The sequence below is a fragment of the Corynebacterium urealyticum DSM 7109 genome (assembly GCF_000069945.1).
Classification (GTDB): domain Bacteria; phylum Actinomycetota; class Actinomycetes; order Mycobacteriales; family Mycobacteriaceae; genus Corynebacterium; species Corynebacterium urealyticum.
The window spans coordinates 261,448-281,567 of the sequence record NC_010545.1 but is presented as its reverse complement, the minus strand read 5'-3'; the positions used below and the strand labels follow the sequence as shown (position 1 = coordinate 281,567).

Sequence of the window (20,120 nt, the reverse complement as noted above, 5' to 3'; positions counted from 1 at the left end):
GGGCTCGTTCCCCTTACTTCGCCGTTGCGCTCTGCTCGCTCGTCTTCTTCCGACGACGACGGCGCTTGCGCGGCGGTGGCAGCTGCCCCTTCGCACGCAGGTCCGCCACGTGGGCGGCCAGCGCATCCACCAGCTCCGGTACGCCGGCGACCTCCGGCATAACGTCCACCCGAAGCCCGTGCTCCCGGGCGGTCTGGGCCGCCATCGGGCCGATGCAGGCGATGATGGTCCGCGAGTGTGGCTTACCGGCGATACCCACCAGGTTCTTCACCGTCGAGGAGGAGGTGAAGCATACCGCGTCGAAGCCACCGGACTTGATCATGTCGCGGATCTCCGGGGCCGGAGGGGCGGCGCGGACGGTGCGGTAGGCGACGACGTCGTCGACCTTCCAGCCCAGCTTCAGCAGTCCCTCGACCAGCACCTCCGTCGCAATGTCCGCGCGCGGCAGCAGCACCCGGTCTACCAGGTCCAGGTCCGGGTCGCGGGCCGGGAACACATCGACGATGCCGGAGGCGTTGCGGGCGTCGTCCTTGGGCAGCAGTTCCGGGGTGATGCCCAGGGCCTGCACCGCGCTGGCGGTCTTCGGCCCCACCGCGGCCACGCGCACACCAGCCAGGGCGCGGGCGTCGAGGCCGAAGTCCTGGAGCTTCTCCCAGGTCGCCTTCACCGCGTTGACGGAGGTGAAGACCACCCAGCAGTAGTGGCCATCCACGAGGTTCTTGATGGCGCGCTCCATCTGCGCCGGGGTGCGTGGCGGCTCAACGGAGATCGTTGGCACCTCAACCGGGATCGCGCCGTGACTTGCCAGGCGGGTGCTCATCGGCGCGGCCTGCGCCTTCGGGCGCGGCACCAGCACGGTCCAGCCGTAGAGGGCGCGGTTCTCCCACCAGGAGTACTTGCTGCGGTTGCCCGCCTGGGAACCGATCGTGACCAACAGCTGCTCCGGCAGCTCGCCTTCCTTCGCCGCGGGCCCGGAGGCCGCTGCGACAGACTTCAGGGTGTCCAGGGTGACGTCGTAGCTGCGCTGCTTGCGGGTCGTGCCATGCAGGGTGACGGTCGCCGCCGTCGAGCCCGGGATATTGCGTTCCTTCAGCTCGTTGGCGATGGTGGCCAGGTCCCCCGGCGCGGCGGTGAGGATCAGCGGTAGTCCCGCGGAGGCCAGCTGGTCCCAGTCCGCGCCACCGCGCACATCGGCCTCCGTGAAGTCCGAGCCCACGCCGATGCCCGTGAACGCGGGCACTGCGACCGAGCCGGTCATGCCAGGAACGACCTGGAAGTCCACGCCCAGGTTTGCAACCTCCTGCAGCTCCAACATCACGGCCTGGTTGGACAGCGGGTTGCCCGCCACCAGGCGGATGACATCCTCGCCCTCGCGGGCCAGCGCGGCCATCTCCTCGGCGATCTGACTCGCGGTCAGCTGGTGGACCGGCTCGGTCTCCCCCTCTGCCACTGCACCCTCCCCGACGAAGGGCGCAGCGATCCGGATCTCAGCGGCGGTCGGCGGCGCGGGGCGGGGTGGCTTCCGGCGAGCGCCGGCCTCCTTCGCCGCGGCGACCTTGGCCTGCCACTCGGCCTCGGCAGCATCGATCTTGTGCTGTGGGACGGGCACCTGGGCCCCCACCAGGGCACGCACGCCTTCCAGGACGTCGGGGTCCACCCACGCGTGGGCGGTGCTCTCCAGAGCCTTCTGGGCGCGAACGGTCAGCAGTTCCGGATTTCCGGGGCCGGCACCAACGAACAGGACGCGGCCTGTCCCCTGCGGGGTAAGTCCGGAGGTAGTCATACTGATCTTTTCCATGTCATTTCGGGGCGGTTCCGGAGGAACGCTCTTTCGGGTGGCTGGGTGAGGGCTCGCTGTTCCCCACCCTGGGGTTCTGCGATCCCCCGGTTAACTCTCGCGGGCCTCCGCCACGAGTTCTGCGGCTCCGGCGTCCAGCAGGATCCGGCCGATCTCGGCGCCGACGCCGGCGGCGGCTGCGCGCCAGTCGCCTGCCAGGTCGATGTCCACGGTGCGGGTCTCCAGCAGTTTGCGGGAGCCGTCAATGGCAAACACACCACCGGTGACGGTCAGCTGGTTCTGCTGCTCGTTGAGGGTCGCGTGTGCTGCGACCGGGGCGGAGCAGCCCGCTTCCAGGGTGGAGAGCACGGTGCGCTCGCTGACCACGCAGGCGTAGCTCGGGGTGTGGTTCTGATCAGCCACGGAGTTCCAGGCTTCCTCGTCGTCCGCGCGAACCTCTACGCACAGTGCACCTTGTGCCGGTGCGGGCAGGATGAGCTCTGGGTCGATGGACTCAGCGGCCTTGTCCAGCCATCCGACGCGCTCCAGCCCAGCGCGGGCGAGGATCACGGCATCCAGGTCGTCCCCGACCCGGCCCATGCGGGTGCCAATGTTCCCGCGCAGCGGCAGGATCTGCAGGTCCGGGCGCAGGGCGCGCAGCTGGGAGACGCGGCGCGGCGCGGAGGTGCCGACCTTCGCTCCTTCCGGCAGCTCCATCAGCTTCTTGTTATCCACGCTGATCAGAACCTCGCGGGAGTCCACGCGCTTCGGGACCACCGCGCGGAAGCGGGCGTCCGGGGCGGTCGGCAGGTCCTTGAAGGAGTGAACCGCCACATCGCATTCGCGCTCGTCCAGCGCGGTGCGCAGCGTCTCGGTGAACACGCCCACACCGACCTTTGCGACCGGGATCTGGGAGGCCTGGGAGGCGTCCCCCGGGGTGTGGACGATATGCAGCTCGGCGTCGTAGCCGGCGTCGATCATGCCCTGGCGGACATGGCCTGCCTGCGTCGTAGCCAGCGTGGAGCCACGCGTACCGACGAGCAAACGGCGATTATTGGTCATCGTCTTTCCCTCCTGGGGTCGAGGCCTGAGTCAGGTCCTGGTATGTCGAGCGGTACACGGCCCGCGCGGTGGATACTCGATTTTCTTGCGGTTTTTGCTTCTTCCGCTGCCCGCTGCCCGCGTTCGCACCTTTCACCGCGCTGACCTGCTGGGTCATGCCGGTCGGCAGGTTGAACAGCGCTGCCAGGGCATCGGGGTAGCTGACGGACTGGCCCGCGGCAGAAAGCTTCTTGGCCTGCACCGTCGGGGTGTGCAGCAGCTTCTCGACGAGGCGGCGCATCGAGCGGTTCACGGCCTCGCGGTCCTCATCGGACATCCCCGGCGTCTGTCGCTGCAGCGCGAGCATCTCATTGCTGAGCGCATCCATGGCCTGCTGGCGCAGCGCCTTGACGGTGGGGACAACAGCCTGGGCGCGCTGCTGCTCCAGGAAGCTTTCGAGCTCCTCGGCGACGATGCCGCGGGCGGCGTCCTCGTCCTCGATGGTGTCCTCGGTCATCCCGGTGAGTTCTTCGATGTTGAGCAGCGCGACCCCCGGCACGTCGGCCGTGGCCTGTTCGATATCGCGGGGCATGGACAGGTCGATGAGGACCTGCTGGCGACCATCGCGGACCTGTTGCGCGGCCTTGATGTCCGCCGCGCTGACGACGGTGCCCACCGCACCCGTCGCGGAGACGACGATATCCGCCCCCGTCAGTGCCGCAGGCAGTTCGTCCAAGCCGATGCCGCGGGCCGGCACACCGGCCTCCACAGCGTGGGAGGCCAGCTGCTCGGCGCGGTCGACGGTGCGGTTGGCAACGGTCACGTGCTCGATACCGAGGCGTCCGAGGTGGGTGGATGCGAGGGAGGCCATCGCCCCGGCCCCGATGACGACGGCGCGGCGCCCGCTCAACGCGTCGCTGCTGGCCTCCGGGATCCCCAGCACGGTCAGTGCCCGGTCGAGGGCGAAGCTCACCATCGAGGAGCCGGCGGAGTCGATCTCCGTCTCGCTGTGGACGCGTTTGCCAGTGCGCAGGGCTCGCTGGGTCAGGTCGTGGAGGGTACGCCCGACCGTGCCGGCCCCCTTCGATTCCTCATAGGCGCCACGGAGCTGACCGATGATCTGCTGCTCCCCCAGCACCATGGAGTCCAGGCCGGAGGCCACGTTGAGCATGTGCTCCACCGCGGCGTCGGAGTAGTGAACGTAGAGGTGCGGTTCCAGCTCACTATCGTCAAGGCCGGAGTAGGTGGCGATGGTGTCCACGATGTGGTCGAGGCCGGGGTGGAAGGCGTTGGCGACCGTGTAGAACTCCATCCGGTTGCAGGTAGATAGCACCAGCGCCTCGGAGAGGGAGTCGTGATCGAGCAGGGCGTTTTCCAGCTTGGGAAGGTCGGTGTCGACCGTGGAGACCTGCTCGAGGAGGGAAACCGGAGCGGATCGGAAAGAAAGCCCGACGAGCAGCACAGCGGCGGAACCGGTATGGACGTGCCCAGCCATCGGTCTTGCGTGCCTCCTCGCGAACCCGGGGTATTCACCGGGTCTTGGGGCCGCCGACGGTGGGCCGAATGCGCCCCCAGGTGGTGGGGGTGATGCACCGCAGCCGACAAGGTCGGTAGCCAGATGCTGCCGATGGGCGCAGCTCCCCTGCCGACGCTTGTCATCGGCTCTTCAATAGCTACCTACGGTATCCCTTAACCGACCCCTATGACAAAACAGGCATAGCCGACTGTTATAGGGGCCTGAGGTTGGGCGCGGTGCTCAGCCCGAACCCCATACTCTTTGGCGCGCCGCGCTCCCGTTTTAGCGCTCGAGCGCGGCCGCGAGCTCCTCGTTGTCGACTTCCCAGCAGGCGAATTCCTCGTCGTCAATGAGGACGACGGGCACGCGGTCGCCGAATTCCATCTTCAACTCCGGGTCCTCGTCGACGTCTACCCGCTCCAGCGTGGCGTTTTTCGCCGCGACGACCGGGCGGATCTGCTCCCAGACCCGGGCGCAGGAGCCGCAGGTTGCACGGGTCAGGAGGGTCACGGTTTTCTTCTCATCATCAGTCACGGATTCAAAGGTACCTTGGTAGCCGTGGGCGAGATTAAGTCAACAGCTTTCCGTGTCAGCGAATCCCTCCAACCGATCCAACACAACCTTTCCCCCGTCACCCCAGCACAGTTAGAAAGCGGCCGAGCCTCCGTCCATGGGGCATGGTTGGCCGCTGGCGGCACGCTGCGACTGTGCCCGCCAAAGGCGGATGTGCCGCAGAATCCCAGCACAGCAGCATTCTTTGACCTGGACAACACGATCATCAAGGGGGCCTCGACCCTCTGGCTGGCGTTGGGTCTAGCCTCCCGGCGCTTCTTCACCGTGGGGGACGTCGCGGGCTTCGCGTGGAAGCAGGCGAAGTTCATCCTCTCCGGCACTGAAAGCCAGCCGGATATCGCTTCTGGCAAGCAGCGGGCGCTCGAGATCGTGCGCGGCCGCAGCGAGGCAGAGGTCGTGGCACTCACGGAGGAGATCTGGGAGAACACGATTGCCCAGCGGATCTTCCCGGGCGCTCGCGAGCTCGCCGAGGAGCACCTGGAGGCAGGCCACAGCGTGTGGCTGGTGACCGCAGCTCCGGTACAGCTGGCGCAGGTCATCGCCCGCGCCCTGGGTTTCACCGGGGCGTTGGGCACGGTGGCGGAAGTCTCCGATGGGAAATTCACCGGCCGGCTGGTGGGAGATATCCTGCACGGGCCTGAGAAGCGGGATGCCGTGGCCGCCCTCGCGGAGCAGCAAGGCTACGACCTTTCGCACTGCGTGGCCTACTCGGATTCCTATAACGACATGCCCCTGCTCTCGTTGGTCGGGCGAGCCGTCGCAGTCAATGCAGACCCCCGCCTGGCGCATGCGGCTCGGGTACAGGGCTGGCCAACGGTGGAGTACCGAAAGCACGATCCGAAGCTCACGCTGCGGGCGGCCGAGGCCAGCGCGACGGCAGCGGGCATGCTGGCAGCCGGGGCGGTGGGGTGGTTTCTCCTCCCCTCCCTCACCGGCGCACTCTCCCGGCGCTAGATCCCCGGTACCCGCTGCCGTCGCGGGATCCCGTCAGCGCGGGCTATCCAGCATCCGGCACTTAAAGCAGCACAAAGCCCCAGCGGGGCCGGTTGGCTCCCACTGGGGCTCGTGCGACGGCATCGCAGCCGTCTCGTCGCGAGAGTAGCCTCGCGAGCCGCGGATCGGGCGCGTGGCCCGGTACGGCTTACTTGCCCAGCTTGCGACGCTGCACGCGGGTACGCTTCAGCATCTTGCGGTGCTTCTTCTTGGACATGCGCTTGCGGCGCTTCTTAATCACAGAACCCATCGTGGGCACCTCACTTCAAATTGTTGAAAACTCGTATGCCGCGCCATCGCGACGGTTCCGCAGCCCCGGTAGGCAGCTGCCGCCCGGAAGTCAGCGAACAAGGCGAGCCCTACGCTTCAGCGCTTTATGGCCGGGTGGCCCGGGAGCTCACATAGGACACGAATTATTAAATTCTACCGCTCCAGTGGCTGAGCACACAAAAAGCGGCCCATAAGGGCCGGTTTTCTACGCCGCGATGGCGGCACTAAACCCCGACTGCCATGGCGCGGCAGCCTTGGCCGGGGAGGGTTTCTAACCAGTCTGCCCCTCGGAGGCGTCGTAGACGGACGCACCGAGGTACTCGCTCACTGCCTGCTCGTGGACGCGGAAGGAGCGGCCCACGCGCACCGCTGGCAGGTCGCCAGCGTGCACCAGGCGATACACGGTCATCTTCGACACGCGCATCAGCTCTGCGACCTCAGCGACGGTCAGAAAGGTTCCTTTGTCGTTTCCACCCATTGGGTTAGCCATAAAAGTCTTATCTCTTTCTTCACACGGCCCCGCGCTGCAGACTTCCCCTTCTGCAGGACGTCACGCGGCCGCGCTTTCCTCACCACTATAACGTGAACCAAGTGACGCTTGCGCATTCAGGGACGAATATGTCGAAAGTGCCATTTGTTTCTTTTTGTGACTTGGGTTGACCAGTGCAAACGCCACGGACCCTGGCGCAGCCACCTCAAGTTTCACTTGAGACTCTCTCCGTCCCGTCAGTCTTGAAATTACAAAAATAGGGCCTGCCGCGCACTGCGTCAGGCCCCGCGATGCGCCCTCTCGCGCACCGATTTTCGCCCCCCACTCGCTACCTCCCGCGCACCTTCCGATGCGCCGCCCCCAGCGCCTCCTTTGCCGCTAGTCCCCCTTCGGTGGGGCACCCAGTTCCACGGATCGATCGCGGCACGCCTCCATCGCACGGAAGAAGGCGCGGCGCAGCCCCTCCTCCTCCAGGGTGCGGGTCGCCATGGACGTCGTCCCACCCGGACTGGAGACCTTCGCCCGCAGCTCCACCGGACCGTCGCCACCCTCGGCGAGACCATTGGCCATCATCTGGGCCGCGCCCTCCGCGGTGCCGATGGCAAGCTGCTCGGCCAGCGCGCGAGGCAGCCCCAGGTTCACCCCCGCGTCCACCATCGCCTCGGCGACGAGGAAGAAATAGGCCGGTCCCGAGCCGGACACCGCCGTGACCGCGTCGATGTCCTTCTCCTTGACGACCACCGCGGTGCCCACCTTGGCCAGCAGCTCACGCACCGTTTCCAGCTGCTCCTTGGTCGCGAAGCGGCCACCCGCGATCGCGCTGGTTCCTTTGCCGACCAGCATCGGAGTATTCGGCATCACGCGCACCACCGGAGTGCCGGCGGGCAGCACGTTCTCCATCGCACCGATGGTCACGCCGGCAGCAACGGACACCGCGACCGTCGTGGCGTCGTTATCGTCCAGCTGTTCCGCGACCTCGTCGAACACGGACAGCGTGCCGTCGGGCTTCACACAGTTGAAGAGGACATCCGCTTCCACCGCGGCGGTGACCGAGTCCTCCGCGGTCAGCACGCCATAGCGGTCCGCCAGCTCGGTGAGGCGGTCCTCGCTGCGGTTCGCGACGATGATATTCTTCGGGTCAATTCCGTCTGCGACGAGCCCGGCGATCAATGCTTCGCCGATGTTCCCGCCGCCGATGATTGCGATTCGAGTCATGCCCTCCAGGTTGCCAGCCCGGCGCGCTGATTGCAGCGCTTGCGTACCACTCCCCCGATTTCGGTGGTCTTTCCGTCCCGTCTGTCAGGACGTCGCCCGCTAGCGCCCCAGCACTCCCACCACAGCGTGGCGAGTGTCCCAAAAAAAAGCGCGCCTCGCGGCGCGCAGAAACTTAGATGCTCATGATCAGCCGTGGGCCGATGGTGAGCACCAACCCCACCACGAAGGTGAGGATCATGATGAGTTTGTCGCGGTGGCGCAGCAGCGCGTGCACCACGCCGACCATCACGAGGGTCACCGCGAGGGCGAGCACCAGCACCAGCACCGCTGGCAGGGAACCCCACAGGAGTTTGAATCCGAGGAACACGCCAATGCCGACCAGGATGGCCGCGATGGCCTGGCCGATGAGGGATGGCCAGGAGATGGTGTCATCCTCGTACTCGATGACCTCGTCCTCGCCGAGCGTGCGCTGCAGCTCTTCGAGCTCTTCAGGGCTGTGGAACTCCTCCGGCGCGGGCTGCTCGCGCTTCTGCTCCGCTTCAGGACCCCGCGTGGCGGCGGCAGTCCCGGCAGCACCGGCGGCGGCAGCAGCCACAGTAGCTCCAGCACCGGAGCCCTTGTACTCAGCATCCTTGCGGTCAGCGTCCTTGGCTGGAGCCTTCGTAGCCGAAGCGTCCTTCGCCGCAGGCTTCTGCGCAGCCTCGGTGCCCTCAGCCTGATCCGCGGTGACCTTTGTGATCAGGGCCGTCTGCTCGGTGGACGGCTCGGTGTTCTTCTTTGCCGGCGCGGCCTTATCTGTGACAGCCGGGATCTCGGAGGTCTTTTCTTCCGGACGCTGCGCCGGAACCTCGCGGCGGTCGACGATGGCGGAGCCAGCGGCAGCCGCGGTCTTTGGCCCAGGCTTCTTCTGTTCAGCCTTCTGGGCCGCGGTCTTCTTGGCCTTGTCTTCTGCAGCCTTCTTGGCAGCGGCTTCCTTGGCCTTCTTAGCCTTCTCGGCCTCTAGCTGCTTCGTCTTCTCGGCTTCAGCCTTCTTGGCTTTCTCTTCGGCCGCCTTCTTCGCCGCAGCCTTTTCCTCTGCAGCCTTCTTGGCCTTCTCTTCGGCTGCCTTCTTGGCAGCAGCCTCTTCGGCCGCCTTCTTCGCCGCGGCCTTTTCCTCGGCAGCCTTAGACTGCTGGGGCTTTTCGGCCTTCTCGGCCTGCTTGGCCCCGGCCTCAGCCCGATCCGCCGTGGGCTGCTCACGCTTGTCATCCCCCGGCGCGGGCGCGGTGGAAGCTTCGCTCTCGGTGTCCTCGACGACGGGGATCGCGCCGGTCAGCTCGGCAACGGAAATGCCACCCTCGTCGAGGCTGCGACGGCGCCGGCGGCGGCCGCTACCAGAAGAGGTGCGACCGCTGCGGGCGAGCAGTTCCGCGACCGTAAGCTTCTCACTCATCGAATGTTCCCATCAATGTCCACGTGAACATACAAATAACTGTTTCGCATAGTATACGAAGCGCCATTTTTTGGTTTTGTTCATTCCACACCCTAATGGCGCTGGGAAACTAAGAAAAATCTTCAAACGCTACATCCGTGTGGTGGAAGATCATTCCCTCACGTAGCGCCCATGGGCAAATATCCAAGGACTCCAGGCCCAACTTGCGCATCGCCGCCTCCGCGACCAGCGCGCCAGCCACCACCTGATGGGAACGTTCCTGGCTCACTCCCTCCAGCTCCGCCCGGTCCGCCGCGGTCATGCGGGAGATGAAAGCGATGAGCTGCCGCAGGCCAGGCTGGGTCAGGGTGCGCTTCACCCGTGGCCCCGCAGAGCTCGGTGCTGCACCAGTCAAGCGGGCAAGCATACGGAAAGTCTTGGAGGTCCCCACCGCCACATCGATCGGGCCGGCCTCCTGGAACTCCTTGATATTGGCGTCCAGCTGATCTTCGATGAACTCCCGCAGGTTCTTCACGGACTTCCGGGACGGCGGATCACTGTCGAACCATTCCCGGGTCAGCCGCCCCGCACCCAGATCCAGGCTCAGTGCCACGTCCGGGCTCTCGGTGGTTCCCACGGACATCTCCAGGGAACCCCCGCCGATGTCGAGGTCGCAAATGCGGCCGGCCGACCAGCCGTACCAGCGGCGCACCGCGAGGAAGGTCAGTCGGGCTTCTTCTTCGCCCGTAAGGATTCGCAGCCGCACGCCAGTGGCGTCCTCGACAGCGTCCAGCACCTTTTCGGAATTATTCGCGGAACGGATCGCCGACGTCGCAAACGGCAGCAGCTCCTCACAGCGGAACTGCTCCGCCATCTCCGAAGCCAACCCAACGCCACGCGTGAGCTTATCGATCCCCTTCGAGTTGATGTTCCCCTTCTTCGAGAGGTACTCCACCAACCGCATGGGGGTTTTCCAATTACTCATGGGAGTTGGCGGGCCACCGTACTGGGCATCCACAACCACGAGGTGAACCGTATTACTGCCAACGTCCAAGACACCTAATCTCACGTTTTCAGCCTATCGGGTCTACGGTGGATTGCGTGAGAAATAGCGAGCCAAATTCCCCCCACCCCATCGCGTCCGGCTATCCAGACGGCACCCCAGCTGACCTTTCGGTGCGCCGCGGCGTCGAACTACCCGGCGATTACCCCCGCGAATGGCTGGAATTCATCAACCCGGCCGACTCCGAGCACATCATCCAGATCGACCTGACCTGGCTGATGTCCACCTACCGCTGCCGCTTCGGTACGGAGGCCTGCCACGGCATCGACGTCGCCGCCGACCCGGGTGTGGCCTGCTGTGTCCACGGTGCTTTTCTTACGGACGACGACGACCGCGCCAACCTCAACCGTGTGGTCCAGGAGCTCAGCCCCGAGCAGTGGCAGCTCTACACGCCGGGCGAAACCCCGGATGAGAAGGCGCAGGCAGACGGGGAGCTCGAGCCATGGCTCGAGTGGGACGAGCTGGAAAACGACGAGGGCGAGATGGAGCCCGCATTGAAGACCAAGACCGTCGACGGCGCATGCATCTTCGCCAACCGCGCGGGCTTTGACGGCGGCATCGGGTGCGCGCTGCACATCTGGGCCACTGAAAACGGCGAGTCCATCGTGGAGTCCAAGCCGGAGGTGTGCTGGCAGGTGCCGCTGCGCCGCCTGGAGGACTGGGAGACCCGCCCAGATGGCCAGGAAATGCTGCGCACCACGATCACGGAATATAACCGCCGCGCCTGGGGCGACGGCGGAGCGGACTTCGACTGGTGGTGCACCACGGACCCGAACTGCCACGCTGGCAGCGCCGAGGGCCAGGGCGGACCGGCCGATGCCATGTGGCGCACCCACAAGGACGAGCTGGTGGAACTCATCGGCGAGGAGTCCTACGAGGTGCTGGCAGAGCACTGCGAGGCCCTGGAGGCGCGCGCCGCAGCCACCGGCGAGCAGAACGAGGCGGGTGCGCCTCTCGCCCCCAGCGGCTTCCCGCTGCTGACGATCCACCCGGCGACCCGGGCAGCCCGCGAGCGCAAGCTCTAGCTCCCCCCCACGATCGCGATTGAGTGGGGAACGCCCACCCGGACTGGGCGCGGTCGCGCTGCACGCGACGCAAGAACGCCCCAGGAAAATCTTCCTGGGGCGTTTCGCTTATGTGGTGAGCTTTGTGAAAGGTGTTACTTCTTACCCTCGGCGGCTACGGCGGCCGCACCGGCTGCTGCTGCCTCCGGGTCGAGGTACTCGCCACCCTTGACCTTGACCGCACCATTGCTGTCGAACTTGTAGACCAGCGGCATACCGGTCGGCAGGTTGAGCTGGGCGATGTCCTCATCGGAGATCTCGTCCAGGTGCTTGACCAGCGCGCGCAGGGAGTTGCCGTGCGCGACAACGAGGACGGTCTCCCCGGCCTTCAGGCGCGGCTCGATCTCGGCCTCGTAGTACGGGACGAGGCGATTAACGACGTCCTGCAGGCACTCGGTGCGCGGGACCTCCGGCAGATCGGCGTAGCGCACGTCGTTGGTCTGCGCGTACTCGCTATCCACGTCGATCTGCGGCGGCGGGGTGTCGTAGCTGCGACGCCAGGACATGAACTGCTCTTCGCCGTACTTGTCGCGAGTCTCTGCCTTGTTCAGGCCCTGCAGCGCACCGTAGTGGCGCTCGTTGAGGCGCCAGTCGCGCTGCACCGGGATCCAGTGGCGGTCCGCCTCGTTCAGCGCGATATTCGCGGTCATGATCGCGCGGCGCAGCAGAGAGGTGAACAGGACGGTCGGCTCGACGGCGGCGTCCTTAATCAGCTGGCCAGCGCGCTTGGCCTCGGCCTTGCCCTGGTCGGTGAGGCTGACGTCCACCCAGCCGGTGAACTGATTCGTTGCGTTCCATTCGCTCTGCCCGTGGCGGAGGAGGATCAGTGTTCCTTCAGTGTTGCTCATGCTTCCATTTTGCCATGAAACGTTGCGACCCCGGCGGCCAGTGACCCCGTTCGCGGGGCTCACTCCCACGCTGCCCCGACGCGCGGCTGGCTACTCAGCGTCCTGCTCGGTGGTCTCCTTGCTTTCCTCCTCAGACCCGGCTGGCGCGGCGGCAGCCTGTTCAGCCACGACCTCGCGCGGGGACTTGCCGGGCATGGGTGCCAGCCGGTCGACCTCCTCGTCGGTGGGACGCAGGCGCTGGAAGGCGCCCAGGTTGAAGGTCGGCTCGCCGCGGGAGAGCCGCCAGGCCCATTCGTGGCGGATGGAGGATTCGAAGCCGCGTTCCAGGATGCGGTTGAAGTCCCCATCCGCGCGCTCCAGCACCTGCCCCAGGATCCGCTGGATATCCTCGGCAGTGGTGGATTCACCGAACTGCCCGACCAAGTAGATGTCGTTATTGCCATCGAGGGTGTAATGCACCCCGTAGGTCCGGCGGTTGGCCTGCAGCAGCAGCCGGTAGACCTCCTCCTGGGCCTCCTCCACCGCGCGGCACACAAAGGCCTCGACCCGGAACATGCCCTCCTGCGGGATGAAGAGGCAGTTGGTCTTGAGCCTGCGTTCCCCAGGGAGGACGACAACCAGGTTGCCGCCGGATTCGACGTAGTCGACGTCGGCTTCATCTAAGAGCGCAGAGATCTTTTCGAGGTTCATGCCCCCAACCTACCCCCGCAGCCGGGCCGCGGAAGGCCCGAGCATTAATTCGCGCTGCCCGCAGGGTGACGCTCCGCGGGACCTTCCTCCGGCATCGTCGGGAGGCTTCGGTAGAGCTCCACCAGCTGTTTGGCCGTATTCTCCCAGCTATAGCGGGCGGCGTGCTGGGGCGCGTACTCCGCCATCGCGATGCGCTGGTCGTCGTCGGAAAGCAACTGGCCCAGCGCATCGGCCCAGGCTTGCGGATCCTGGCCGTCGACCAGCAGACCAGACTTCCCCTCCGCGACCGCGGCCTGCAGCCCTCCGATGCGGGTGGCGACCACGGGCGTGCCGGTGGCTTGCGCCTCCAGGGCGACCAGACCGAAGGATTCATTCGCGCTCGGCATCGCCACCACGTCCGCGGCCTGGTAGATCGAGACGAGCTCCTCGGGCGGGCGGGGCTTCAAGAAGCGCACCGCGCGCGAAATTCCCAGCTCCTCGGCGAGCTCCTCCAGGCACTTCGGGCGCTCCAGCCCGGAACCGCTCGGCCCGCCGCAGATCAGCACGCGGATCGGCATATCCGGGTAGCGCTCGATGAGGGTCGCGGCGGCCTGCAGCAGCACGTGAGGCCCCTTGAGTCGCTGGAGGCGCCCCACGAAGCCGATCACTTTCGCAGAGAGCGGGATTCCCAGAGCTCGGCGGGCGTTCTCGGTGGCGCGTTCGGTGCCGGGGGTGAATTTTTCAATATCGGCGCCAGGGGTGACCACCGCGATGCGGGCCTTATGGGAGTCGTAGCCCTCCTCGACGTCCGCGACCTCGGCGTCGGTGTTGACGATGAGGACGTCGGCGTTGTCCACGATCTGCTGCTCACAGATGCGACGGGACTCCGGCTCCCGGTGATCCCCCTCGGAGAGGTAGTTATTCTTCACTGCGGCCAGCGTGTGCGGGGTGTGGACCCAGCGAATATTCCACAGGTCTCGCAGCAGCCACGCGACCTGGCCAGAGAGCCAGTAGTGGGAGTGGATGAGGTCATAGCTCAGCCCGTGTTGCCGGGTGAAGGCGAGCACGGAGCCGGTGAACGCGGCCAGCTGAGTCGGCAGCTCCTCCTTGCTCAGCCCCTCATAGGGTCCGGCCACGCAATTGATCACCCGCACCCCGTCACCGAGTTCCACGACCTCCCCCTGCAGCGGCCGGGTGGCGCGGGTGAAGATGTCCACACTTAAGCCCAGTTTGGCCAGCTGTTCGGCGGTGTTTCGGATGTAGACGTTCATTCCGCCGGCGTCGCCGGTTCCCGCCTGTTCCAGCGGAGAAGTGTGCATAGAGATCATCGCGATGCGCATGCTTCCCGATCCTACGTTCCCCCACTCGCTCCAGCCCCTTTGAGGACGCCTCCCCGCCGGCGTTAGTATTCCTTGCGAGTTATTTGTTTTCACACACAAATGTCCCTGGAGCAGCTAGCGTTAGTGAGACCCGCATCACATTCCTTGTTTCGGACCCCAAGGAGGATAAAGACATGACCGAAACCCTCGCCCCCAACTCTTCCGCGGCGAACGAGGAAGGCAAGAAGCCTGAAGGCCGCGCTTGGCGGGAGAAGCCGTACCTGAAGTACTACAACTCCTGGACTCCTGCGGAGATCGAACTCAGCGGCGACACCTTGGTGGACATGTTCATCAAGGCCAGCAGCGAGCACGGCAAGGATGTGATGCTCGATTTCTTCGGCGGCACAACGACCTATGCCCAGGCGCACGTTCAGGTCCGTAAGGTAGCCGCTGGACTGAAGGCGCTCGGAGTCCGCCCTGGCGACCGCGTCGCCATCTGCCTGCCGAACTGCCCGCAGCACCTGATCTCGATTTTCGCGGTGCTATACCTGGGTGCGACGGTGGTGGAACACAATCCGCTGTACACCGCCCGCGAGCTGCAGGGACCATTCATCGACCACGGCGCGAAGGTCATCATCGCCTGGGACAAGATCGCCCCGCTGTGCGAGGAGCTGGTCAACCGCACGCAGCTGCATACCGTCGTCACCGTCAACATGATCGAGGCGATGCCGAAGATCAAGCAGCTCGCACTGAAGCTGCCGATCTCCTCCCTGAAGGAAAAGCGGGAACAGCTGCACTCCCCGGCACCGGGCACGGTGCCTTTCCAGAAGCTGGTCGACGGCACCATCGGCGGCGACGGCGCCTACCTCAGTCCGGTGCCGGAGCGCAGCCTGGATGACGAGGCCTTCATCCTCTTTACCTCCGGCACCACCGGCAAGCCGAAGGGCGCGATGCTGACGCACCGCAACATCATGGCGAACGTGGCCCAGGGTCTGGCCTGGGTGGGTGAGCTCGGCGAGGGCGAGCAGGAGATTTACCTGGCCGCACTGCCGATGTTCCACATCTTCGGTCTGACCCTGACCGCAGCACTCGGCGTGGCGACTGGCGGCAAGCTCTGCCTGCTGCCGAAGCCGGAGATCCCGCTGATCGTGGATCAGATGAAGAAGCAGGTTCCGACGTACATGCCGGGCGTGCCGACGCTGTACGACAAGATCCTGGAGGCTGCGGAGGAGCACAACCTGGACATCAACGGCGTGAAGAACGCGCTCTCCGGCGCGGCGCCACTGCCGGTGTCCATCTCGCACCAGTGGCAGGGGCGCACGGGTGGCTCCATCATCGAGGGCTACGGCCTGACCGAGACCTCCCCGATCGCCACTGCGAACCCTATTTCGGAGCACGCGCGTGCAGGCTATATCGGCATCCCGTTCCCGAGCACCGAGGTTCGGGTCGCTGATCCGGAGGATCTCTCCCGCACCATGCCGGACGGCGAGGCCGGCGAGCTGTTGATCCGTGGTCCGCAGGTGTTCAGCGGCTATATCAACGTCGCCGATGACGAGCAGCCGTTCTTCGAGGACTGGTTCAAGACCGGTGACATGGCCGTCATGGAGGAGGATGGATTCCTGCGCATCGTCTCCCGCATCAAGGAGATGATCATCACGGGTGGCTTCAACGTCTACCCGGCGGAGGTCGAGGAAGTCCTGGCGGATCACCCGATGATTGCGAAGGCTGGCGTGGTGGGCCTGGCCAAGGAGGACGGCTCCGACGAGGTCGTCGCCGCCGTGGTGCTCGACGAGCACGTCAAGAAGGAGGACTTCGAGGAGGAGAAGGTCAAGGAGTGGGCACGCCACGAGATGACCCGCTACAAGGTGCCACGTCGTTTCTTCGTCGTCGACGAGCTGCCGACGGACCTGATCGGTAAGATCCGCCGCCGCGAGATCAAGGACATGGTCGAAAAGATCGTCGCCGAGGAGGGCTAAGCCTCCACCCGGGTCGCCGGGTTCGATGCCTGAGACGGGCACTCACCCGCCTCAGGTACTCGCCCGGCGATACCGAACACGCACAACGCCCTAGGCCGAGACTGACCCCAGCTTTGGGGGTCGCGAAGCTCGCGCCAAGGGCGTTGTTCTTTTAGTGCCTAGTCAGTTGCGCTGTTGACCTGCGGCAGCTCCGCCCCGATCCACACCGGCTCGGGCACCAGCTCCACGCCGAAAGCCTCGAAGACCCCGTCGCGCACCGCGGTGGCCAGCGCCACCACGTCCGCGCTGCTCGCCCCTCCCCGGTTGGTCAGCGCCAGGGTGTGCTTGGTGGACAGCCCGGCATGCTCCCGGCCTGGCACCTGCCAGCCCTTGTGGAAGCCCGCCCGCTCAATGAGCCAGGCCGCGGAGAACTTGAACTCCGGCTTCTCCGGCGTTCCGACGGAGAACAGTGGCATGGCCTCGGCCTCCGCCTCACCGACGCGCTCGCGAACGGCGGCGACCACCGCATCCCGTGCCGCGTCTCCAGCGACGACCGGATTGGTGAAGAAGGAACCGGCGGACCAGGTGTCCTGGTCCTCGGCATTAAGAACCATGCCCTTGCCAGCGCGCAGTTCCAGCACCGCCTGGCGAACCTCTGCGGCCGGGCGGCGGATCTGGTCGGCCTCCTCCCCCTCAGCCGGGCGGGCCACGCCCAGGCGCCGGGCTAGCTCACCGAAGCGCAGCGGCAGAGAGAGCCCCGCCGGGTCCAGCTGGAACTCCACCTCCAGCACCGCCGCACGGTCGGTGAACTTCAGGTTCGAGTAGCGGTAGGCCAGATCCAGGCTCTCGGGCGCCACCCACTCCGCGACCCGGCGGGCGCGGTCGTAGAGCCGCACCCTGCGCAGCACCTGGGATACTTCCGCCCCGTAGGCGCCCACGTTTTGCACCGGGGTGGCTCCAACGCAGCCCGGGATACCGCTGAGGCACTCCAGCCCACCCAGGCCGGCGGCCACGGTCGCGGCGACGAAACGATCCCACTCCACTCCCGCGAAGGCCGAGCACACGCCCGTCTCCGGATCAATGCTAATGGCCGCGCCCGGAGTGTCCGCGGCGTGCACGACAACCAGCTCGGAAACCTCCGGACCCTCCCCGATCAACAGGTTCGATCCCCCACCGACGATCAGCACGCGCCAGCCCGCGGCGTCGACGGCCTCCAGCACACCGGCCAGCTGCTCGGCGGTGGTGCATTCCACCACGGCGGCCGGCTGCCCACCGATGCGCAGCGTGGTCAGTTCCGCGAGTGGTCGCCGGTCCACGGTGGCACCGGTGGGGGCGACGGCGGCGGCCACCTCGTCGAGCGTCGGCACGGCGGCGGGGCCGGTAGTTGCGGCCGGAAAAGTATTGGCGTGATTCTGCTTTTGTGTCACGCCTCTAACGGTAGCCTGTAGCCATGACGACTAACAGTGAGAACACCCACAGCATCGGCTTCCCGCTCGCCGATGTCCACGCCGCGCTGTCCTCCCAGGAGTACTGGGAGTACGAGGCGAAGAACATCGGTGACGAGCCCGGCGAAGTCCGCAGCTTCACCGGCGGCCCGAACGTCAAGGCTGAGCTGGCCGAGAAGCTGCCGATTGACGCCGTCCCGGAGTCCTTCCGCGCGATGGTTCCGGCTGCCCTCGAGCTGGCCCGCACCGTCACCCTGGGCCCGATCGAGGGCGGCCGCGCGACCGGCACTGTCACCGCCGAGGTCTCGGGCCTGCCGGTGAAGTTCAATGCCGACCTGGTGCTGCAGGACGCCGATGGTGCGACCACCCTGAACGCCAAGTCCGCGGTGGACGTTAAGATCCCCATGATGGGTTCCATGCTGGAGCCGAAGATCATGGCGTGGGTCGAGCAGTTCATCGCCCACGAGTCCTCCCTGATCGAGAAGTATCTCAAGGAGAACGCCTAAACTTCCGTGGCTGATCACGCCCACAATCTACGGGCCCGTTCCTGGTCGCAGGACGGGCCCGTTGGCGTACCCACCCGCGGCACAACCGGCTTCAACCGGCTGCGCAAGGCCGACCGGTGGCTCGCTCATCACCCCGCGGTGCGCGCCGCCTTCGATGCTGCTTCTTCATCCGGACGTCGCCCGCTCGCCGTGGATGTGGGCTACGGGGCTTCTCACACCACCACGGTGGAGTGGGCCGGATGGCTGCGCCGGGTAGACCCCAAGGTGCGCGTGCTCGGGCTCGAGATCGAGCCCTCGCGGGTGCTGCCGCCCCGCGATGGCGTGGAGTTCGCCCTGGGCGGCTTCGAGCTGGCGGGCCACCGCGCCGAATTGGTGCGGGCCTTCAACGTGCTGCGCCAGTACGACGTCTCCGAGGTGCTCGCGGCCTGGCAGATGATGATCGCGGGGCTGAGCCCCGGCGGGCAGATCATCGAGGGGACCTGCGATGAGGTCGGACGGCGGGCGGCCTGGGTGCTCCTGGACGAGTCTGGCCCCCAGACGCTGACGCTGGCCTGGGATCCGGCCGATGTTGACAAGCCCTCGGATGTGGCGGAGCGGCTGCCGAAGGCTCTGATCCACGAGAACACCGAGGGCCACAAGATTTTCGCGCTGCTACAGGCTGCGGATGCGGCCTGGGACCGGGCTGCGGGTTATGCACCCTACGGCCCGCGGGTGCGCTGGCGCTTCGCCCGCGCGGACCTGTTGAGCCAGCTTCCGGCCGAGCTGGCGAAGCTCAACCCGCGGCGGCGGATGCAGGACAATCTGCTCACTGTCCCTTGGGAACTCGTGAGCGACATCCGGATCTAATCCCCTTCCGCGGCGCCCCGGTGGGCATCCTTCCGCTGCGGGTGGGGTCTCCCGCTGGATTGCCCGCAACTGCCACCGGAGCGCGGTTTTATAGAAATCTTGCTGGCTTTGCGGAACACTATGTTGGGTGAGCTCTCAAAATTACTATCCCCAGCAGCCCCAGTTCTCCGGCTTCCCGGCCCAGCAGGCCCCGGAGAAGAAGTCGAAGGCGCCGAAGGTCCTGGCCATCATCGTGATCATCGTGCTTCTGCTCGCTCTGATCGCCGAGTTCGGCGCGCGCTGGTACATCAAGCATGAGATCAAGAACTCCCTGACCGAGGCTTCGAATTCGCGCACGGTCGAGGACCCGAAGGTATCGCTGGGCACCACCCCGGTGCTCCTGGGGTTGGTGCAGCGATCGCTGCCACACCTGGAGGTGGAGGTCCCCTCCAGCATCGACGTCTCTTATGAGGACAACGACCCCAACCGCCCGGTCGTCACCGGCATGCCGCGAACCCACATCACCGGAAAGAAGCTCTCGATGGGCGAGACTCCGCAGGACATGCGTTTCGGCGAGCTGACCGTCGACGCGGAGCTGCCGAAGGAGGTCATGAAGGCCGAGATGATCGCCAATCAGTCCGGCCAGTCGGACGATGACCTGCTGAACAGCCTCCTTCAGGTCGATGACGTTGTGCCGAACCCCCAGGATCAGACCCTCGAAGTGCAGTTCAGCGGCGGGCTGGCCAGCATCGTGATGAGCCCGAAGATCGAGAAAGGCCAGCTGACGATGGAAGTCTCGGCCGTGAAGGTCTTCGGTCAGGAGCTGCCGGATGTCCTTGCTGAGGCGCTCGGCGGCGCTGTCGAACAGTCCGTGGAGCAGAACACGCCAGGTGGCCTTGAGGCCCGCGATGTGCGCGTCACCAACAACGGCCTGCAGATCTCCCTGCACGGCACGGATGTCGATCTCAACGAGCTGCAGAGCTCCCTCAATGAGGCGGGGCAATCCCAGCAGGGCGGGCAGGAAAGCCCGCGCACGGATCGCGGCAACGACGGTACCGGGGACAACACCCCGGCCGAGGAGGACCGCCCGGGAGCAGTGGGCTCCGGCGGCGAGATCTTCAACCGGGCCGCGGCTTAATC

19 protein-coding genes are annotated in these 20,120 nt (G+C 66.1%); 6 read left to right on the top strand and 13 right to left on the bottom strand.

Features of this window, described 5'->3' with window-relative positions:
• Positions 1-13: 13 nt before the first annotated feature.
• The 4 genes from CU_RS01135 to CU_RS01120 form a co-directional block, all read right to left on the bottom strand.
• Positions 14-1,798 carry a bifunctional uroporphyrinogen-III C-methyltransferase/uroporphyrinogen-III synthase gene (locus CU_RS01135; protein WP_012359492.1) on the bottom strand — a complete coding sequence of 595 codons (1,785 nt, stop codon included), beginning with the start codon at positions 1,796-1,798 and terminating at the stop codon, positions 14-16.
• Between the two features lie 90 nt (positions 1,799-1,888).
• Complete coding sequence (gene hemC / locus CU_RS01130) at positions 1,889-2,839, bottom strand: hydroxymethylbilane synthase (RefSeq protein ID WP_012359491.1); 951 nt, start codon at positions 2,837-2,839, stop codon at positions 1,889-1,891.
• On the bottom strand, positions 2,829-4,313 hold the full coding sequence (locus CU_RS01125) for a glutamyl-tRNA reductase (protein ID WP_012359490.1): 1,485 nt from the start codon (positions 4,311-4,313) through the stop codon (positions 2,829-2,831). The genes hemC and CU_RS01125 overlap by 11 nt, the downstream gene beginning before the upstream one ends.
• A gap of 303 nt (positions 4,314-4,616) precedes the next feature.
• Positions 4,617-4,868, bottom strand: coding sequence for a glutaredoxin family protein (locus CU_RS01120; protein ID WP_012359489.1), 252 nt, complete (start codon positions 4,866-4,868; stop codon positions 4,617-4,619).
• 192 nt (positions 4,869-5,060) lie between these two features.
• Here CU_RS01120 and CU_RS01115 point away from each other — a divergent pair, with 192 nt between their 5' ends.
• Positions 5,061-5,861 (top strand): HAD family hydrolase, encoded by an 801-nt coding sequence (locus tag CU_RS01115; RefSeq protein WP_231837708.1) that lies wholly within the window; start codon positions 5,061-5,063, stop codon positions 5,859-5,861.
• A 187-nt stretch (positions 5,862-6,048) separates the two neighbouring features.
• Here CU_RS01115 and CU_RS10270 read toward each other — a convergent pair whose 3' ends face one another.
• From CU_RS10270 to CU_RS01095, 5 genes are all read right to left on the bottom strand, one after another.
• The gene (locus CU_RS10270; RefSeq protein ID WP_012359487.1) at positions 6,049-6,150 is read right to left on the bottom strand and encodes a 30S ribosomal protein bS22; all 102 of its coding nucleotides are present in this window, start codon (positions 6,148-6,150) and stop codon (positions 6,049-6,051) included.
• Positions 6,151-6,441: 291 nt separating this feature from the next.
• Complete coding sequence (locus tag CU_RS01110) at positions 6,442-6,648, bottom strand: helix-turn-helix domain-containing protein (protein WP_041628442.1); 207 nt, start codon at positions 6,646-6,648, stop codon at positions 6,442-6,444.
• A 390-nt stretch (positions 6,649-7,038) separates the two neighbouring features.
• Complete coding sequence (gene proC, locus CU_RS01105; protein ID WP_012359485.1) at positions 7,039-7,875, bottom strand: pyrroline-5-carboxylate reductase; 837 nt, start codon at positions 7,873-7,875, stop codon at positions 7,039-7,041.
• A gap of 172 nt (positions 7,876-8,047) precedes the next feature.
• Entirely contained in the window at positions 8,048-9,307 is a 1,260-nt protein-coding gene (locus tag CU_RS01100) for a hypothetical protein (protein ID WP_012359484.1), read from the bottom strand.
• 109 nt (positions 9,308-9,416) lie between these two features.
• The gene (locus CU_RS01095) at positions 9,417-10,355 is read right to left on the bottom strand and encodes a Ppx/GppA family phosphatase (protein WP_012359483.1); all 939 of its coding nucleotides are present in this window, start codon (positions 10,353-10,355) and stop codon (positions 9,417-9,419) included.
• Positions 10,356-10,378: 23 nt separating this feature from the next.
• Between CU_RS01095 and CU_RS01090 the strand changes: the two genes are divergently transcribed.
• Positions 10,379-11,374: a hypothetical protein gene (locus CU_RS01090; RefSeq protein WP_012359482.1), complete on the top strand. Its 996-nt coding sequence runs from the start codon at positions 10,379-10,381 to the stop codon at positions 11,372-11,374.
• 134 nt (positions 11,375-11,508) lie between these two features.
• Here CU_RS01090 and CU_RS01085 read toward each other — a convergent pair whose 3' ends face one another.
• The 3 genes from CU_RS01085 to mshA all read right to left on the bottom strand — a co-directional run bounded on the left by CU_RS01085 (position 11,509) and on the right by mshA (position 14,270).
• Positions 11,509-12,261: a phosphoglyceromutase gene (locus tag CU_RS01085; protein WP_041628441.1), complete on the bottom strand. Its 753-nt coding sequence runs from the start codon at positions 12,259-12,261 to the stop codon at positions 11,509-11,511.
• Between the two features lie 90 nt (positions 12,262-12,351).
• On the bottom strand, positions 12,352-12,951 hold the full coding sequence (locus tag CU_RS01080; protein WP_012359480.1) for a type III secretion system chaperone family protein: 600 nt from the start codon (positions 12,949-12,951) through the stop codon (positions 12,352-12,354).
• Positions 12,952-12,995: 44 nt separating this feature from the next.
• Complete coding sequence (gene mshA, locus CU_RS01075; protein WP_012359479.1) at positions 12,996-14,270, bottom strand: D-inositol-3-phosphate glycosyltransferase; 1,275 nt, start codon at positions 14,268-14,270, stop codon at positions 12,996-12,998.
• 173 nt (positions 14,271-14,443) lie between these two features.
• On the opposite strand from mshA, the gene CU_RS01070 reads away from it, so the two are divergent.
• Positions 14,444-16,225, top strand: coding sequence for a long-chain-fatty-acid--CoA ligase (locus CU_RS01070; RefSeq protein ID WP_012359478.1), 1,782 nt, complete (start codon positions 14,444-14,446; stop codon positions 16,223-16,225).
• Positions 16,226-16,383: 158 nt separating this feature from the next.
• Here CU_RS01070 and CU_RS01065 read toward each other — a convergent pair whose 3' ends face one another.
• Positions 16,384-17,631 carry a UDP-N-acetylmuramate dehydrogenase gene (locus tag CU_RS01065; protein WP_012359477.1) on the bottom strand — a complete coding sequence of 416 codons (1,248 nt, stop codon included), beginning with the start codon at positions 17,629-17,631 and terminating at the stop codon, positions 16,384-16,386.
• Positions 17,632-17,654: 23 nt separating this feature from the next.
• Between CU_RS01065 and CU_RS01060 the strand changes: the two genes are divergently transcribed.
• The 3 genes from CU_RS01060 (at position 17,655) to CU_RS01050 (ending at position 20,118) form a co-directional block, all read left to right on the top strand.
• On the top strand, positions 17,655-18,155 hold the full coding sequence (locus CU_RS01060) for a DUF2505 domain-containing protein (protein WP_012359476.1): 501 nt from the start codon (positions 17,655-17,657) through the stop codon (positions 18,153-18,155).
• A gap of 6 nt (positions 18,156-18,161) precedes the next feature.
• Positions 18,162-19,001 (top strand): hypothetical protein, encoded by an 840-nt coding sequence (locus tag CU_RS01055; RefSeq protein ID WP_012359475.1) that lies wholly within the window; start codon positions 18,162-18,164, stop codon positions 18,999-19,001.
• A 127-nt stretch (positions 19,002-19,128) separates the two neighbouring features.
• Positions 19,129-20,118 carry an LmeA family phospholipid-binding protein gene (locus CU_RS01050; RefSeq protein ID WP_012359474.1) on the top strand — a complete coding sequence of 330 codons (990 nt, stop codon included), beginning with the start codon at positions 19,129-19,131 and terminating at the stop codon, positions 20,116-20,118.
• The last annotated feature ends 2 nt before the right edge of the window (positions 20,119-20,120 follow it).

Coding starts and splice junctions, on each gene's coding strand:
- CU_RS01135 (WP_012359492.1), bottom strand. CDS start 1,798: ATGGAAAAGATCAGTATGACTACCTCCGGACTTACCCCGCAGGGGACA.
- CU_RS01085 (WP_041628441.1), bottom strand. CDS start 12,261: ATGAGCAACACTGAAGGAACACTGATCCTCCTCCGCCACGGGCAGAGC.
- hemC (WP_012359491.1), bottom strand. CDS start 2,839: ATGACCAATAATCGCCGTTTGCTCGTCGGTACGCGTGGCTCCACGCTG.
- CU_RS01100 (WP_012359484.1), bottom strand. CDS start 9,307: ATGAGTGAGAAGCTTACGGTCGCGGAACTGCTCGCCCGCAGCGGTCGC.
- CU_RS10270 (WP_012359487.1), bottom strand. CDS start 6,150: ATGGGTTCTGTGATTAAGAAGCGCCGCAAGCGCATGTCCAAGAAGAAG.
- proC (WP_012359485.1), bottom strand. CDS start 7,875: ATGACTCGAATCGCAATCATCGGCGGCGGGAACATCGGCGAAGCATTG.
- mshA (WP_012359479.1), bottom strand. CDS start 14,270: ATGCGCATCGCGATGATCTCTATGCACACTTCTCCGCTGGAACAGGCG.
- CU_RS01080 (WP_012359480.1), bottom strand. CDS start 12,951: ATGAACCTCGAAAAGATCTCTGCGCTCTTAGATGAAGCCGACGTCGAC.
- CU_RS01070 (WP_012359478.1), top strand. CDS start 14,444: ATGACCGAAACCCTCGCCCCCAACTCTTCCGCGGCGAACGAGGAAGGC.
- CU_RS01110 (WP_041628442.1), bottom strand. CDS start 6,648: ATGGGTGGAAACGACAAAGGAACCTTTCTGACCGTCGCTGAGGTCGCA.
- CU_RS01060 (WP_012359476.1), top strand. CDS start 17,655: ATGACGACTAACAGTGAGAACACCCACAGCATCGGCTTCCCGCTCGCC.
- CU_RS01125 (WP_012359490.1), bottom strand. CDS start 4,313: ATGGCTGGGCACGTCCATACCGGTTCCGCCGCTGTGCTGCTCGTCGGG.